Here is a 14,923-nt window from a genome sequence, read left to right on the forward strand (position 1 = left end):
GCGGACCGGCGGCGAGGTCACTGAACGACGTCGTCCACCGAGGGGGACTCGTTCCGGGACAGGTTGATGCCGAGGTTCGCCGCGGCACGCTCCAGGTCCTCGTCGTCTCCGTCGCGCATCTCGATGGCAGCACCGTCCGTGGAGAGCACCTCCACGTTCAAGCACAGCGACTGCAGCTCCTTGAGGAGCACCTTGAACGACTCCGGGATACCCGGGTCAGGGATGTTCTCGCCCTTGACGATGGCCTCGTAGACCTTCACGCGGCCGATGACGTCGTCGGACTTGATCGTCAGCAGTTCCTGCAGGGTGTACGCGGCGCCGTAGGCCTGCATGGCCCAGCACTCCATCTCACCGAAGCGCTGGCCACCGAACTGCGCCTTACCACCCAGCGGCTGCTGGGTGATCATCGAGTACGGGCCGGTCGACCGGGCGTGGATCTTGTCGTCCACCAGGTGCGACAGCTTCAGGATGTACATGTAGCCGAGGGCCACCGGGTACGGGTACGGCTCCCCGCTGCGGCCGTCGAACAGCTGCGCCTTGCCGTTGGCCTTGACCATCCGCTCGCCGTCGCGGTTCGGCAGGGTGGAGCCGAGCAGGCCGGTGATCTCTTCCTCGCGGGCACCGTCGAAGACCGGGCTGGCCGTGTTGGTGCCGGCCTCGACCTCGTAGAGGTCCGCGGGCAGGCGCCTGGCCCAGTCCGGGTCGCCGTCGATGGACCAGCCCTGCGAGGCGATCCACCCGAGGTGGGTCTCCAGCACCTGGCCGATGTTCATCCGTCGCGGCACACCGTGGGTGTTCAGGATGATGTCGACCGGGGCGCCGTCCTCGGTGAACGGCATGTCCTCGATCGGCAGGATCTTGCCGATGACGCCCTTGTTGCCGTGCCGGCCGGCGAGCTTGTCGCCGTCCTGGATCTTGCGCTTCTGCGCCACGTAGACGCGGACCAGCTCGTTGACGCCCGGGGGCAGCTCGTCGTCCTCGTCGCGGTTGAACACGCGGACGCCGATGACCTTGCCGGTCTCGCCGTGCGGCACCTTCAGCGAGGTGTCGCGGACTTCGCGGGCCTTCTCGCCGAAGATCGCGCGCAGCAGCCGCTCCTCCGGGGTCAGCTCGGTCTCGCCCTTCGGCGTGACCTTGCCGACCAGGATGTCGCCACCCTGGACCTCGGCGCCGATGCGGATGATGCCGCGCTCGTCGAGGTCCGCCAGAACGTCCTCGGAGACGTTCGGGATGTCCCGGGTGATCTCCTCGGCACCGAGCTTGGTGTCGCGGGCGTCGACCTCGTGCTCCTCGATGTGGATCGAGGTGAGCACGTCGTCCTGCACCAGGCGCTGGGACAGGATGATCGCGTCTTCGTAGTTGTGCCCCTCCCACGGCATGATGGCCACGCGCAGGTTCTTGCCCAGCGCCATCTCGCCGTTCTGGGTGCACGGCCCGTCCGCGATGACCTGCCCGACCTCGACGCGATCGCCTTCGTTCACGATCGGCTTCTGGTTGGTGCAGGTGCCGTGGTTCGAGCGGTTGAACTTCTGCAGCCGGTAGGTGTGCCGGGTGCCGTCGTCGGCCATCACCGTCACGTAGTCGGCGCAGATCTCCTCGATGACACCGGCCTTGTCGGCGGTCACCACGTCACCGGCGTCGACGGCGGCGCGGAGCTCCATGCCGGTGCCGACCAGCGGGGACTCGCTGCGCAGCAGCGGCACCGCCTGGCGCTGCATGTTCGCGCCCATCAGCGCGCGGTTCGCGTCGTCGTGCTCGAGGAACGGGATCATCGCGGTCGCGGCGGAGACCATCTGCCGCGGCGAGACGTCCATGTAGTCGATCTCGGTCGGGGCGAGGAGCTCGACCTCGCCGCCCTTCCGGCGACCCAGCACGCGGTCGTCGAGGAAGACACCGTCATCGTCGATCGGCGCGTTGGCCTGCGCCTTGACGTAGCGGTCCTCTTCGTCGGCGGTCAGGTAGTCGATCTGGTCGGTGACCCGGCCGTCGACGACCTTGCGGTACGGCGTCTCGATGAAGCCGAACGGGTTGACCCGCGCGAACGTGGCCAGCGAGCCGATCAGGCCGATGTTCGGGCCTTCCGGCGTCTCGATCGGACACATGCGGCCGTAGTGCGATGGGTGGACGTCGCGGACCTCCATGCCCGCGCGCTCCCGGGACAGACCGCCCGGGCCGAGCGCGGAGAGCCGGCGCTTGTGCGTCAGGCCCGCGATCGGGTTCGTCTGGTCCATGAACTGCGACAGCTGCGAGGTGCCGAAGAACTCGCGGATCGCCGCCACCACGGGACGGATGTTGATCAGCGTCTGCGGCGTGATCGCCTCGACGTCCTGGGTGGTCATCCGCTCGCGGACGACGCGCTCCATGCGGGACAGGCCGACGCGGACCTGGTTCTGGATCAGCTCGCCGACGGTGCGCAGGCGGCGGTTGCCGAAGTGGTCGATGTCGTCGACCTCGACCGGCACCTCCAGGTCGCCCTCGCCCATCGAGGTCTCGCCCGCGTGCAGGCGGACCAGGTACTCGATGGTGGTGACGATGTCGTCCTCGGTGAGGACGCCGGAGTCGAACGGCAGCTCCAGGCCGAGCTTCTTGTTGACCTTGTAGCGGCCGACGCGGGCCAGGTCGTAGCGCTTCTCCTTGAAGAACAGGTTCTCCAGGAGGGTCTGCGCGCTCTCCTTGGTCGGCGGCTCGCCCGGGCGCAGCTTGCGGTAGATGTCGAGCAGCGCCTCGTCCTGGCCGGCGGTGTGGTCCTTCTCCAGGGTCGCCATCAGCGTCTCGGAGAAGCCGAACCGCTCGCGGATCGCCTCCGCGCTCCAGCCCAGGGCCTTCAGCAGCACCGTCACCGGCTGGCGGCGCTTGCGGTCGATGCGGACACCGACGGTGTCGCGCTTGTCGACGTCGAACTCCAGCCACGCACCGCGGCTGGGAATGATCTTGACGCTGTAGACGTCCTTGTCCGTCGTCTTGTCGACCGAGCTGTCGAAGTAGACGCCGGGCGAGCGCACGAGCTGGGAGACCACGACGCGCTCGGTGCCGTTGATGATGAAGGTGCCCTTGTCGGTCATGACCGGGAAGTCACCCATGAACACCGTCTGGCTCTTGATCTCGCCAGTGGTGTGGTTGGTGAACTCGGCCGTGACGAACAGCGGGGCCGCGTAGGTCATGTCCTTGTCCTTGCACTCGTCAACCGAGGCCTTGACCTCGTCGAAGCGCGGATCCGTAAAGGACAGGGACATCGATCCGGAGAAGTCCTCGATCGGGGAGATCTCACTCAGGACTTCTTCCAGGCCACCGACTGGGCTGTCATCGCCGGCGTCGACCCGGCGCTGGAACCAGGCCTCCTCGCCGACGAGCCATTCGAAGGACTGGACCTGCAGATCGAGCAGATCAGGTACTTCCAACGGTTCGCGGATGTTCGCGAACGAGACCCGCCTGGGTGCCCCAGCGATCCCCGACGTGTAGTTGGAAGCTGCAGAGACCTTGGTCGCGCGGGAGACTGCCAAGATGCGTCCTTCCGGGACTCTGAACTGGCTACAGCCGCGTCAGGAGGCGTTGGCAACCGACTAACACGACTGTCAAGGGTGCAATGGCGCCCACGATCCTAGATCCCGTCATGGGGAGGGCGGAAAGAGGGCAGCGCAAAGTAGCAGTCTAGACGCTACGACGCCACCTGTCGAGGGGCCCGCCGACGAACCGTCCCGGAAGTCGTCTGCGGAGCCGCACCTCGCGAGGCCCTGCCCGTGTTGGGAACCAGAGTGAACCCGCCGCCGCCGACAGTCAAGAGATCACGCTCCGATCACCCTCGTGGCGCAAGACACGATCACTACACGTGATCGCCAAGGGGCCCGTTCTCCCTGGTCATGACTTTACCGCGCGGTAGTTCAGGCGAGTTTCCGCCAGGTCTCGCGACCGCTGGAACCGACCGCCCCGATCGCACACCGCACCCGGATTCCGCGGTTTCCGCCACCGGGGAGCACCCCGGTTCGCCTATGATCCAGTAAGCCGCCGGCGTTGTCGGCCATCTCACGCCGCAGGCCCCCGCCCGGGTGATCCAGCGGGGGTGCGGCCGGGGAACGCCGCCCGGCTGACCTCGCAGGGAGTCGCGGCTCGTGCACGGAGCGCGTGCCCCGGTCCTCGGCTCCCCGCAGCGAACGCACGGGCTATTCGGTACCGGTGAACATCGGTACGGTGAAACGCCCCGCGACGCCGCGACGCTGATAGTCGTGTGAGCATGCCACAGGAGAATCGGGATGAATGACGATGCGGGTCGGCCGGACGAACTCGCCGACGGGCGAGCGCGTTCGACCGGTGAGCAGCAGGGCGCCGGTGCCGGAGCGTCGTGGTTCAGCGCCCCGGCGGGCGAGGCCGCAGCCGCGGACGGCGGGTCCACCGCCCAATCCCGCGCCGGCCTCCAAGCCCAAGCCGGTGGTCAGGGCCAGTCCAGCAGCCAGAGCCAGCCCGGCGGCCAGGCGGACGCCCCGCGCGCGACCGGTCCGGACCGCCCCAGCCCGCAGCAGCGGTACGCCGACGCCATCACGGCGATGAACGGCATCATCTCCACCCTCGACTTCGAACAGCTGCCCTGGGTGACGGAGGTGTTCCGCGCGACCGCGGGCGTGCTCGACGACCGCGACCCGGCGCGGGCGGGCGTGCTGAACAACCTGGGCAGCGCGGCCCAGCTGCGGTACCTGCACAGCAAGCAGGTCGAGGACCTCGAGGACGCGGTCGGCTACTACCGGGACGCCGCGACCAGCGCGCACCAGGACGACCCCGACCTGGTGCTGTACCAGTGCAACCTGGCGCTGGCGCTGACCGAGCTCGCCGTCACCGGGGAGGACGCCGCGCACGCCGCGGAGTCCGTCCGGGCGGCCCGGCTCGCCACCGAGCAGACCCCGCGGCGCGATCCGCGGCGGATCATGACCCTGGTGCGGCTGGCGAACGCGCTGAAGACGCACGCGCGGCTCGCGGGCGACCCGGGCTCGGACGACGAATCGATCGACGTGTTCCGCGAGGCCGCGCGGGCCGCGTCCCGCGGTGGGGGCACCGAGGCCGCCGAGCTGCGGATCAACCTGGGAGCCGCGCTGCTGCGGCGCTACCAGCGCAACGGTTCGGCGCAGGACCTGGACGAGGGCATCACGCACCTGCGTCGCGGGGCGGACGGGCTCGCCGACGGGGAGGCGCGGCGCGGGGCGCTGTGCCACCTGGCGGGTGCGCTCCGGCTGCGCTTCGAGCAGGCCGGCGACCTCGCCGACCTGGAGTCGGGCATCGGTGAGCTGGTCGGCGTGCTGGGCGTCCTGAGCCCGGGGCACCCGCTGCTCGGGCGCGCCCTGGTGCTGCTGGCCGAGTCGACGGTCGAGCACGTGGACAGCACCGGTGAGCCGGGCCCGCTGCGCCGCACGCTGCGCGCCTACGCCTCCAGCGCCCGGGGCATGGCGGCCGAGGACCCGGAGCGGCCGTTCGCGCTCGCCGGCTACGGGGCCTTGCTGCGCAGGCACTTCCTGCACGGAGCGGAGGCCGACGCGCTGGACACGGCGGTCGCCGCCGGGGAGGCCGCGGCGGAGGGCTCGCTGAACGGCAAGGTGCTGCACTCGCTGGCGCTGAGCCTGCTGACCCGGTACGAGAACACCGCGGACGAGGACGACCTGGACCGCGCCAAGCAGGTGTGCGACCAGGCCGCGACCGCGCCCGAAACCCCGCAGCACCTGGCCTGGGCGCAGCTCGGCGTGATCGCCGCGCACCGGTTCCGCCGCACGACCCGCACCGGCGAGCTGGAAGCGGCCGTGGAGTGGTTCGACCGCGCGCTGGAGGCGATGTCGGCCGACGCACCGGAGCGGGCCGCGGTCGCCACCCACCTGGGCCGGGCCCTGCAGTCGCTGCACCAGCGCACCGGCAGGCGCCGGTTCTACCGCTGGGCGCGGCGGGTGCTCGCCGAGGCCGCCGCGCAGCCGTCGGCGCCCGCCGATCAGCGGCTGCGGGCCGCGAGCTTGAACGGCAGGCTCGCCGCGGGTGCGCAGCGCTGGTCGGAGGCGGTGGAGTCTTTCACCTCCGCGGTGGAGCTGCTGCCGCTGGTCACCCGGGCGAAGCGGGCGGTGGCCGCTCCCGCGATGCAGCAGCGGTGGGCGCGGATCGCCGCCGACGCGGCCGCGTGCGCCGTGGAGAACGGCGAGCCGGAGCGCGCCGTGGAGCTGCTGGAGCACGGCCACGCCGCGCTGCTGTCGGACTTCCTGCCCGCGGGTGGCGAGCTCGGCGCGCTGCACCGCGACCACCCGGAGCTCGCGGACGAGGCCGTCCGGTTGCGCAGGCTGCTGGACCGGCCGCCGGGCGAGCCCGCGCTGACCGACCCGGCCGAGGGCGGCGCGCTGCGCGCCCGGCTGGTCGACGCGTGGGAGGACCTGCTGCGCGAGGTGCGCTCCGACCCGACGCACGCCGACCACCTGCGGTTACGCCCGTTCGCCGAGCTCGCCGGGGAAGGCGAGGAAGGCTCGGTGGTGCTGGTCAACCTGAGCCGGTACCGCGCGGACGCGCTGGTCCTGGTCGCCGGCCGGGTGCTGACCGTCCCGCTGCCGGGCGCGGGCCCCGATGCCGCCGCGGAGCAGTCCAGGGCCGCGCTGGGCGTGACCGACCAGCGCGATCAGCGCGCGCTGCTGGAAGCGCTGGACTGGGCATGGCACAACGTCACCCGCCCGGTGCTGGACCGGATGGGATACGTGCAGCCGCCCGCGGAGGGCCAGCGCTGGCCGCGCCTGTGGTGGTGCGTGCTGGGCCCGCTGGGATTCCTGCCGCTGCACGCCGCCGCCGCGCGGGACGGGGCGAGCGCGCTGGACCGGGTGGTGTCCTCGTACGTCCCGACGCTGGGCGCGTTGAACGAGACCCGGCACCGGCCGGTCCCGGACCAGGGCCGGGCGCTGGTGGCGGCGGACGCGCTGGAACCGGGGGCGCGGGAGCTGCCGCGGGAGAACCAGATCCTCGCCCGCTACTGGCCGGACGCGGAGGTGCTGTCCCCGGCGACGACCTCGGCCGCGGAGATGCAGCAGCTGCTGCCCGGCGCGGCGTGGGTGCACGTGTGCGAACCGAGCGCCCAGTACCCCGCGCAGCCCGCGGCCGGGCTGGTGCTGGACCGGGAACCCCCGCAGCGCGGGCTGGGGCTGGTGGAGCTGGGCCAGCTCGGCCTGCACCAGACGGAGTTCGGCTACCTGGGCCGGTGCTCGACGTTCGTGGACGCGCCGTCCGCGGCGGCGGTCCCGCTGGCGACCGCGCTGGGCTTCGCGGGTTTCGCGCACGTCATCGGCTCGCTGTGGGAAGTCGACGAGGAGTGCGCGCTGGAGGTGCACTCGGAGGTGTACGAGGCGGTGTTTGGCACCGCGGAGTTCGACACCGGCCACGCCTCGCACGCCCTGCACGACGTGTCCCGGCGGCTGCGCGCGGAGTTCCCCGACATGCCGTCGCGCTGGTCCGCGCACCTGCACGTCGGCCCCTGACCTGCGGGCACCGCCCGGATTTCCGGGTTCCCGGGCGGTGCGGCGTCCGCAGGTCGGTGCTCAGTGCTGGCTGATGTTGGCGATCTTCCACTGGTCGCCGTGCCGCTCCGCGCTGATGACGACCTGCGCGGGCCCGACGGACGGCTCGCCGCCGATGTCGGTGCGGGTGGCGTTCTGGTCGACGAACAGCAGCACCTCGGCGCGGTCGCCTTCGAGGCGGTTGACGCTGCTGGCCTTGACCGTGGTGGTGACGACGAGCTTCTGGATCGGCGCCTGCTGCTTGACGGTGGTGAACAGCTGCTCGTACTCGCCGATGGCGCGGCCGACGAGCAGGTCCTTCGCGGCGCGCTCGGTCTTGCCGGTGTCGGCGAAGTCGTAGGAGAAGATCTTCTCGACGCCGTCGGTGATCTGGCCGTTGACCTCGCTGGTGGTGGCCTGGTCGGCGAGCGCCCGGTTGCCGTGGAACGCGCCGTAGGCCTCGACGCCGAACCAGGAGGCGAGTCCGGCGAGCACGACGGTCGCGGCGAGCAGCACCGCGATGAGCCCGGTGCCGCCGCGCCGCTCGGCGGTCTGCTCGGCGCTCGACTCCGCGGTCTCGCCGCCGTCCTCGCCGGTGGGCTCGGCCGTGCCGCTCGGTGCGGCGGCGGTCGTCCCGGGAGCTGCGGTCTCCTCGGCGGTGGCGTTCTCGTCCTGGGGCAGGTCGGCGACGGCGTGGAAGCGCTGTTCCGCCGCGTCCGGTTCCTGGCGGTCGGCGGCGGTGGCCGCGTCGTCCTCCGCGGTCGTGGACTGCGCGGTCACCGCGTCGGAGCCCTGGTCGGTGGAACCCTGATCCGCGGAGCCCTGGTCGGTCGAGCCCTGACCAGTGGAGTTCTGATCGGCAGCGTCCTGCTCGCTTCCGCCGGCCTGCCCGACCCCGCTGCCCTGCTCGGAACCCTGCTCGGCACCGGAGTCCCGGTCCGCGGCATCGTCCGGTCCGCCCGCGGCCCCCTGGTCAGCAGCGGCATCGTGCTGAGCAGCGACACCCGATCCGGCAGCGGCGCCCGATCCGGCTGCGACGTCCGATCCGGCTGCGACGTCCGATCCGGCTGCGGCGCCCTCGCGATCGGGACCAGCCGCCGAACCGTCCACATCGGACGACTCGGTTCCGGCGGCCGAAGCCGCGGCCTCCTCGTCCGGCCGGTTCAGCCCGAACCGGGAACCGCTGTTCTGCGCACCGGAACCGGTGCGGTTGCGCTGACCTGCGACGCGCCGCCGCGACGTCGATCCGGGACGACGGGGATGGGGCACGGGGACCACTCCTAGTGCTTGCGGGTTCGGCGGCTTGCTCGGGCGCTCAGCCGACCGCGACGGGGCCGAGGACGCTGAGCTTCCAGTCCTGGCCGTCGCGGGTCAGCTCGGCCTGGTACCGGCTGCGCTTCTCGGTGGGCGGCTGGCCGTCGGGGGTGACGGTCACCTTGACCACCGCGATCATGCGGGCCTTCCCCGCGTGGTCGTTGAGCTCGGTGAGCCCGGCGGAGAGCACCTCCGCCTTGGTGACCGTCCTGGCCTGCGTGATGCTGTCGGCGTACTGCTGCCGCCCGCGCACCACGTCCTCGTGCAGCGGTCCAGTGGACGACCGCTCCCACAGGTCGAGCCCGGGCTGCACGTCGTGGAAGTCCAGCGTGTTGAAGTTGATGATCGCCTGGGTGCCGGCTTGCAGGGCGTCGTCGCGCTGGGCCGTGAAGGCGGCGTTGCCGCTGCTGGCGGCGACCGCCCAGGTGATGCCGGTGACCAGGGCCGCCACCAGGGCCACGGCCAGCGCGATCCCGGAGATCAGCACGGGCCGCGATCGTCTCGTGGTCGGGCGGTTCTCGGGTTCCGGGCCGGGTTCGGCCGCGTTCTCGGTCATCGGCTCACCTCGTTTCGCGGTGCCGTCGGGCTGGCTCACTGTCCGGGGGCGTTCTGGGCGCCGCGTACGTTGATCGGGCTACCCGGCGGCTCCGCACAGTGTGCATCAGAGTTCAGCGGTGTCGGCGCGAGGTCGTTGCCTGCACGCTTCTGGGTTCCTTCGTAACCGGCCGTGCACGGCAGCGGGTCGAAGATGTTGAGCGCGAGTCCGAAGTGGGCGGTGCCGTCCCCGGGCACCACGCTGTAACCGCCCGCGGAGACCATCGGGTAGGTCACCAGCAGCTGCTCGATGCCGTCGTTGTTGGCGGCGAGCAGGTCGGTGGTGCTGGTGAGGTTCCGCACCAGCGTGCCCAGCTGGGGCCCGGTCTCGTTGAGCAGTCCGCTGACCTGGCGCGCCGCGGGCGGCGCCTGCTTGATGAGGTTGCGGATGTCCGGGTCGGAGCTGCGCAGCTGCTCGGCCAGCAGCCGCAGGTCGGAGCTGTAGGAGCGGATCGCGGAGCCCTGCTCGTTCTGGGTGGCCAGCACGGTGGTGCCGTCCTCCAGCAGCTTCCGGGTCTGCGGCAGGTGCTGCTGCGCTTCGGTGGTGAACTCGCGGGTGGTGTCGAGCACCCGCTGCAGGTTGCCGCCGTTGTTGCGGAACGCGGTGCCGAGCTCGTCGACGACGGTGCGCAGCGAGTCCTCCGGCACCGACTTGGAGAAGTCGTCCAGGTTGGTCATGAGCTCTTCGACCGGCAGCGGCGTGCTGGTGGCCTGCTTCCGGATGACCGACCCGTCCTCGAGGTACGGCCCGGAGTCGGTCTTGGGCCGCAGGTCGACGTACTGCTCGCCGACGGCGGACCGGTTGGTGACCACGGCGTCGACGTCCCGCGGGATGCGGTCGTTGCCCGCCTCGATGTCCAGCGGCACCTGGATGCCGTCGGAGGTCAGCTTCATCTCCCCGACGCGGCCCACGGGCACGCCCCGGTAGGTGACCTCGGCGTTGTCGAAGATGCCGCCGGAGTCGGCGAGGTTCATGGTCACGACGTAGCCACGGGGGCCGAGCAGCCGGTCCAGCCCGGCGTACCGGGCGCCCGCGTAACCGATGCCGACGAACGCGATCACCACGAACGCGATGACCTGCAGGCGGGTTTTGCGCGTGAGCATCAGTCATCGCCTCCGAACAGGAAGCCGAGCAGCCCGCCGTCGTCCTTCTCCGGTTCGGTGCTCGGCTCGGTGGACGGCGCCGGGGACGGTTGCGGGGCCGTGGTGCCGGGTTGCTGCTGGGGCTGCGGTTGCAGCGGCAGCGGCGGAGCGCCCGGCAGCTGGATCAGCGGCTGCCGGGATCGGCCGAGGTTGCCGAGGATGTTGGTGAGGTTGAGGTCCGCGTCGATGTACAGGTTGGTGTAGTCGCCCTTGATGCCCTGCACGGCGCCGTCGGTGAACGGGTAGGTCAGCAGGATCTCGAAGGACTTCGGCAGGTCGTCGCCGGCGGCTTCGAGCTGGGCGAGCGTCGGCTGCAGCGCCTGCAGGTTGTGCACCAGGTCGTCCTGGCTGCGGTTGACCACGTCGGTGGCGACCCCGGAGAGCTTGTCCAGCGACTGCAACATGGTGACCAGCTGGGTGCGCTGGTCGTTGAGCACCTTCAGCCCGGGTTCGAGGTCGCGCAGCGCGGTGTCGATGTTGCCGCGCTGCGCGTCGAGGCTGGCGGAGAGCCGGTTGACGCTGTCCAGCGCGCGGGTGATGTCGTCGCGCTGCGCGTCGAGCCCGGCGACGAGCTCGTCGAGGTTGCCGAGCAGGTTGCGGGCGTCGCCCTCGCGCCCGTCGAGGGCGGTGTTGAGCTCGCGGGTGATGTTCTGCAGCTGGGCGACGCCACCACCGTTGAGCAGCAGGGACAGCGCGCCGAGGACTTCTTCGACCTCGGGGTTGCGGCCGCTGCGGTCCAGGCTGATCACGTCGCCGTTGATGAGCTCGCCCTGCGGCGCCTCGGGCGCGGGCGGGGCGGCGAGTTCGACGTACTTCTCGCCGAGCAGGCTGGATTGGCGGAGCCGGGCGATGGCGTTGCCGGGCAGCTTCACGTCCCGGTTGACCTCGAGGACGGCTTCGGCGTCCCAGGAGCGGTCGGCGAGCCCGATGGTGCTGACCCGTCCGACGGGCACGTCGTTGACCCGCACCCCGGCGTTGGGCACCAGGTCGAGCACGTCGTCGAAGCGCACCTTCACCTGGTAGGGCTTGTCGCCGAGGTCGGCGCCGCCGGGCAGTGGTAACCCGGAGACGCCGGTGAACCCGCAGCCGCTGACCAGCACGAGCGCGCTGGTGGCGAGGGCGAGGACCTTCCCGGCGCCGCGCGCCGGGGTTCCGCGGCTGATCACTGGCCACCTCCGGTGACGAGCGGGGCACCGACGCCGCCGAGCGGCAGCGCCGGGTCGCCGGTGGCGGCGCCGTTCTGCTGCGCGGGCGGGTTGCCCTGCGCCTGCGAGAGCAGGTCGGCGATGCTGGAGAACGGCAGGATCCCGTCGAGCACCGGCTGGATCGCGTTGCACGCGTCGAGCACGTTGTCCGGCAGTTGCAGCGGGGTCCCGGCGGTGGGCTGGCGGACGAGCTTGCACACCCCCACCAGCGGCGGCTCGTTCAGCTCGTTGATCACGGCGCGGGTGTCGAGGGTGCCGGAGGCCGCGTTGTAGGAGTTCTGCAGGTTGCCCAGCGCGAGCGGCGCGTCCCGCAGCGATTCGGACAGCGCCGCCTTCTGGTTCACCAGCACCTGGGCGACGCCGTTGAGCTGGTCCACGTTGGACTTGAGCTGTCCGCGGTTGTCCCGCACGAACTGCTCGACCTTGCCGAGCGCGACGGCGAGTTCGGCGAAGGAGGCGCCGAGGTCCTCGCGCTCCCCCGCCAGCAGCGCGCTGACGTCCTGCATCTGGGTGTTGAACCGGCGCACCTGGTCGTCGTTGTCGTTGAGCATGGTGGTGAACCGCTGCAGGTTGTCGACGGTGGCGAACAGGTCCTTGCTGCTGCCCGACAGCGTGCTGCCCGCCTGGCCGAGGTGCTGCAGGGTGTCGGCGAGCGCCTGGCCGTTGCCATCGAGGTTGGCGGCACCGGTGTCGAGCAACCGGGTCAGCGCCCCGTCCTTGTTCGCGCCCTCCGGCCCGAGGGCCGCGGTGATGTCGTTGAGGCTGCGGTACACCTCGTCGAGCTCGACGGGGGTGGCGGTGCGCTCCTTGGGGATGACGGCGCCGTCGGCGAGCTTCGGCCCTCCCTTGTAGACGGGCGCGAGCTGCACGTACCGGTCGCTGACGACGCTCGGCGAGACGAGCACCGCGTTCGCGTCGGCGGGCACGTCCACGTCCCGGTCCAGCGACATGGTGACCTTCACGGTCTGCCCGTGCGGCTCGACCTGGTCGACGGTGCCCATCGGGACGCCGAGCATCCGCACGTCCCCGCCGGGGTAGACGCCGACGGCGGCGGTGAAGTACGCGGTGACGCGCTTCTCGTTCGCGCCGTAGAACACCCACCACACGGCACCGGTGGCCAGCAGCGCCACCGCGCAGGCGATGGCGATCATGCTGGTGAGGGGCGGTTTCCGGGTGCTCATGGCTTGCAGCCCTCCGGGTTGAGCGGGCCGACGCTGGGCGGCAGCAGACCGCAGATGTAGGTGTCGAACCAGCGGCCGGTGCCGAGCACGTTCGAGAACACCCGGGTGAACGGACCGAACGCCTCGATGCTGCGGTCGAGGTTGTCCTGGTTGCGCTGCAGCATCTTGGTGACCTTGTCCAGCTGGGCGAGGGTCGGTCCGAGCTGCGCCTGGTTGTCGTCGACGAGTCCGCTCAGCTGCGCGGACAGGGCGCGGGTGCCGGTGAGCAGCGAGCTGATCTGGTCGCGGCGGTCCCGGACCTCCTGCAGCAGCAGGTTCCCGTCGGCGAGCAGCTTCTCGAACTCGGCGTTGCGGTCGGCGACGGTGCGGGACACGTTCGCCGTGTTCGCCAGGAGTTCCTTGAGCTGCTGGTCGCGGGACGAGATGGTCTGGGACAGCGCGGACAGCCCGTTGAGCGCGCCGCGCACGTCGTCGGGGGTGTCCGAGAACGTGTCGGACAGCGTCTGGAAGCTGTCGGCGAGCTGCTGGGTGTCGATGCTGCCGACGGTCCGCTGCAGGCCGCTGAACGCCTCGATCACGTCGTAGGGCGCCATGGTGCGGTTCAGCGGGATCGGGTCCGAACTGGACTGCTCCGCGTCACCGCGCGGGTCCAGCGCCAGGTACTTCTGCCCCAGCAAAGTCTTGATCTTGATGGCGGCGGTGGTGTTGTTCCCGATCCAGGCGTCCTTGACCCGGAACGAGACGGCCACGTGGTCGCCTTCGAGCTCGACGGAGCTGACGGTGCCGACCTTCACCCCGGCGACCCGGACCTCGTTGTCCGGCATCAGCCCGGCGGACTCGCTGAAGTTCGCCTGGTAGCTGGTGCCGCCGACCAGCGGCAGCCGTTCGAAGTTCATCGCGAGGATGAACCCGAGCACCAGCACCAGCAGACCGGCGATGCCGATCTTGAGCGGATCGCGTTTCTGGAAAGACGTCATCCTTGGCACCTCGGCTGGGTCGCGGGCATCAGCGGCAGCGGGATGTTGACGTCGCCGATGCCGACCTTCCCGGACAGCCCGCACAGGAAGAAGTTGAACCAGGCGCCGTGCGTGCCGGTGCGCGTGATCGTCTCCAGCTTGTCGGGCATGTTCTGGAGGGTCCGCTCGGTGATGTCCTCGTTGTCGTTGAGGTTCTTGGACAGTTCGCCGAGCCCGGCGATGTCCTGCTGCAGCGGCGGTCGCGCCTCCGTCAGCAGCCCGGCGGTGGTGTTGGTGAGCCCGTCCAGCGCGCCCACGGCGTCACCGATGGACTCCCGGTCCTCGGACAGCCCGGACACGACCTGCTGGAGCTGCACGATCAGGCCGGAGAGCTGGTCGTCGCGGGCGTTGACGGTGCCGAGCACGTTGTTCAGGTTGGTGACGACCTCGCCGATCACCTGGTCCTTGGCGGCGAGCGTGGAGGTCAGCGATGCCGTGTGCGACAGCAGGCTCTGCACCGTGCCGCCTTCGCCCTGCAGCACCTGGATGATCTCGTAGGACAGCTTGTTCACGTCGTTCGGCGACAGGGCCTGGAACAGCGGTTTGAACCCGCCGAGCAGCACGGTGAGGTCCAGCGCCGGCTTGGTCTGCGCGAGCGGGATGGTGCCGCCGGCGGGCAGGTAGTCGTTCGGCGCGCCCACGCCCTGCTCCAGCGCGAGGTAGCGCTGGCCGACGAGGTTCCGGTACTTGATCGTCGCCTGCACCGACTTGGGCAGCTTGCGCTCGGAGACGCTGAACTCGACCTCGGCGGTCCGGCGGTCCACCACCTGGATGTCCTCGATCTGGCCGACCTTGACGCCCGAGATGCGGACCTCGTCGCCCACGTTGAGGGCGGTCGCGTCGGTGAACCTGGCCTTGTAGTCCTCCGCGGATCGCAGGTCGTTGTTCGCGATGGTGATCACCAGGACCCCGGTCGCCAGCACCGTGACGAGCACGAAGATGCCGAACTTGACCAGGGGTCCGAAGACGCCGCGCAC

9 protein-coding genes are annotated in these 14,923 nt (G+C 70.8%); 1 reads left to right on the forward strand and 8 read right to left on the reverse strand.

The window, feature by feature from the left end:
- Positions 1 to 17 precede the first annotated feature (17 nt).
- Complete coding sequence (gene rpoB / locus AC29IT_RS04795; RefSeq protein WP_358432555.1) at positions 18 to 3,500, reverse strand: DNA-directed RNA polymerase subunit beta; 3,483 nt, start codon at positions 3,498 to 3,500, stop codon at positions 18 to 20.
- 747 nt (positions 3,501 to 4,247) lie between these two features.
- On the opposite strand from rpoB, the gene AC29IT_RS04800 reads away from it, so the two are divergent.
- The gene (locus AC29IT_RS04800) at positions 4,248 to 7,475 is read left to right on the forward strand and encodes a CHAT domain-containing protein (protein WP_488217984.1); all 3,228 of its coding nucleotides are present in this window, start codon (positions 4,248 to 4,250) and stop codon (positions 7,473 to 7,475) included.
- 60 nt (positions 7,476 to 7,535) lie between these two features.
- Here the strand turns inward: AC29IT_RS04800 and AC29IT_RS04805 are convergent, their stop codons facing one another.
- The 7 genes from AC29IT_RS04805 to AC29IT_RS04835 are packed head-to-tail and all read right to left on the reverse strand — an operon-like array spanning position 7,536 to position 14,923.
- On the reverse strand, positions 7,536 to 8,762 hold the full coding sequence (locus AC29IT_RS04805) for a hypothetical protein (RefSeq protein ID WP_488217985.1): 1,227 nt from the start codon (positions 8,760 to 8,762) through the stop codon (positions 7,536 to 7,538).
- Positions 8,763 to 8,808: 46 nt separating this feature from the next.
- Entirely contained in the window at positions 8,809 to 9,363 is a 555-nt protein-coding gene (locus AC29IT_RS04810; protein WP_488217986.1) for a hypothetical protein, read from the reverse strand.
- 35 nt (positions 9,364 to 9,398) lie between these two features.
- Positions 9,399 to 10,505 (reverse strand): MlaD family protein, encoded by a 1,107-nt coding sequence (locus AC29IT_RS04815; protein ID WP_488217987.1) that lies wholly within the window; start codon positions 10,503 to 10,505, stop codon positions 9,399 to 9,401.
- Positions 10,505 to 11,710 carry an MCE family protein gene (locus AC29IT_RS04820; RefSeq protein ID WP_488217988.1) on the reverse strand — a complete coding sequence of 402 codons (1,206 nt, stop codon included), beginning with the start codon at positions 11,708 to 11,710 and terminating at the stop codon, positions 10,505 to 10,507. The genes AC29IT_RS04815 and AC29IT_RS04820 overlap by 1 nt, the downstream gene beginning before the upstream one ends.
- A complete protein-coding gene (locus AC29IT_RS04825) occupies positions 11,707 to 12,930 on the reverse strand; it encodes an MCE family protein (RefSeq protein ID WP_488217989.1) in 1,224 nt (407 codons plus the stop codon). The genes AC29IT_RS04820 and AC29IT_RS04825 overlap by 4 nt, the downstream gene beginning before the upstream one ends.
- Positions 12,927 to 13,907 (reverse strand): MCE family protein, encoded by a 981-nt coding sequence (locus tag AC29IT_RS04830; protein ID WP_358432539.1) that lies wholly within the window; start codon positions 13,905 to 13,907, stop codon positions 12,927 to 12,929. Before AC29IT_RS04830 ends, AC29IT_RS04825 begins: the two co-directional genes overlap by 4 nt.
- Complete coding sequence (locus AC29IT_RS04835; protein WP_358432725.1) at positions 13,904 to 14,923, reverse strand: MCE family protein; 1,020 nt, start codon at positions 14,921 to 14,923, stop codon at positions 13,904 to 13,906. Before AC29IT_RS04835 ends, AC29IT_RS04830 begins: the two co-directional genes overlap by 4 nt.

This window comes from Saccharopolyspora sp. MMCC62, from assembly GCF_057736575.1.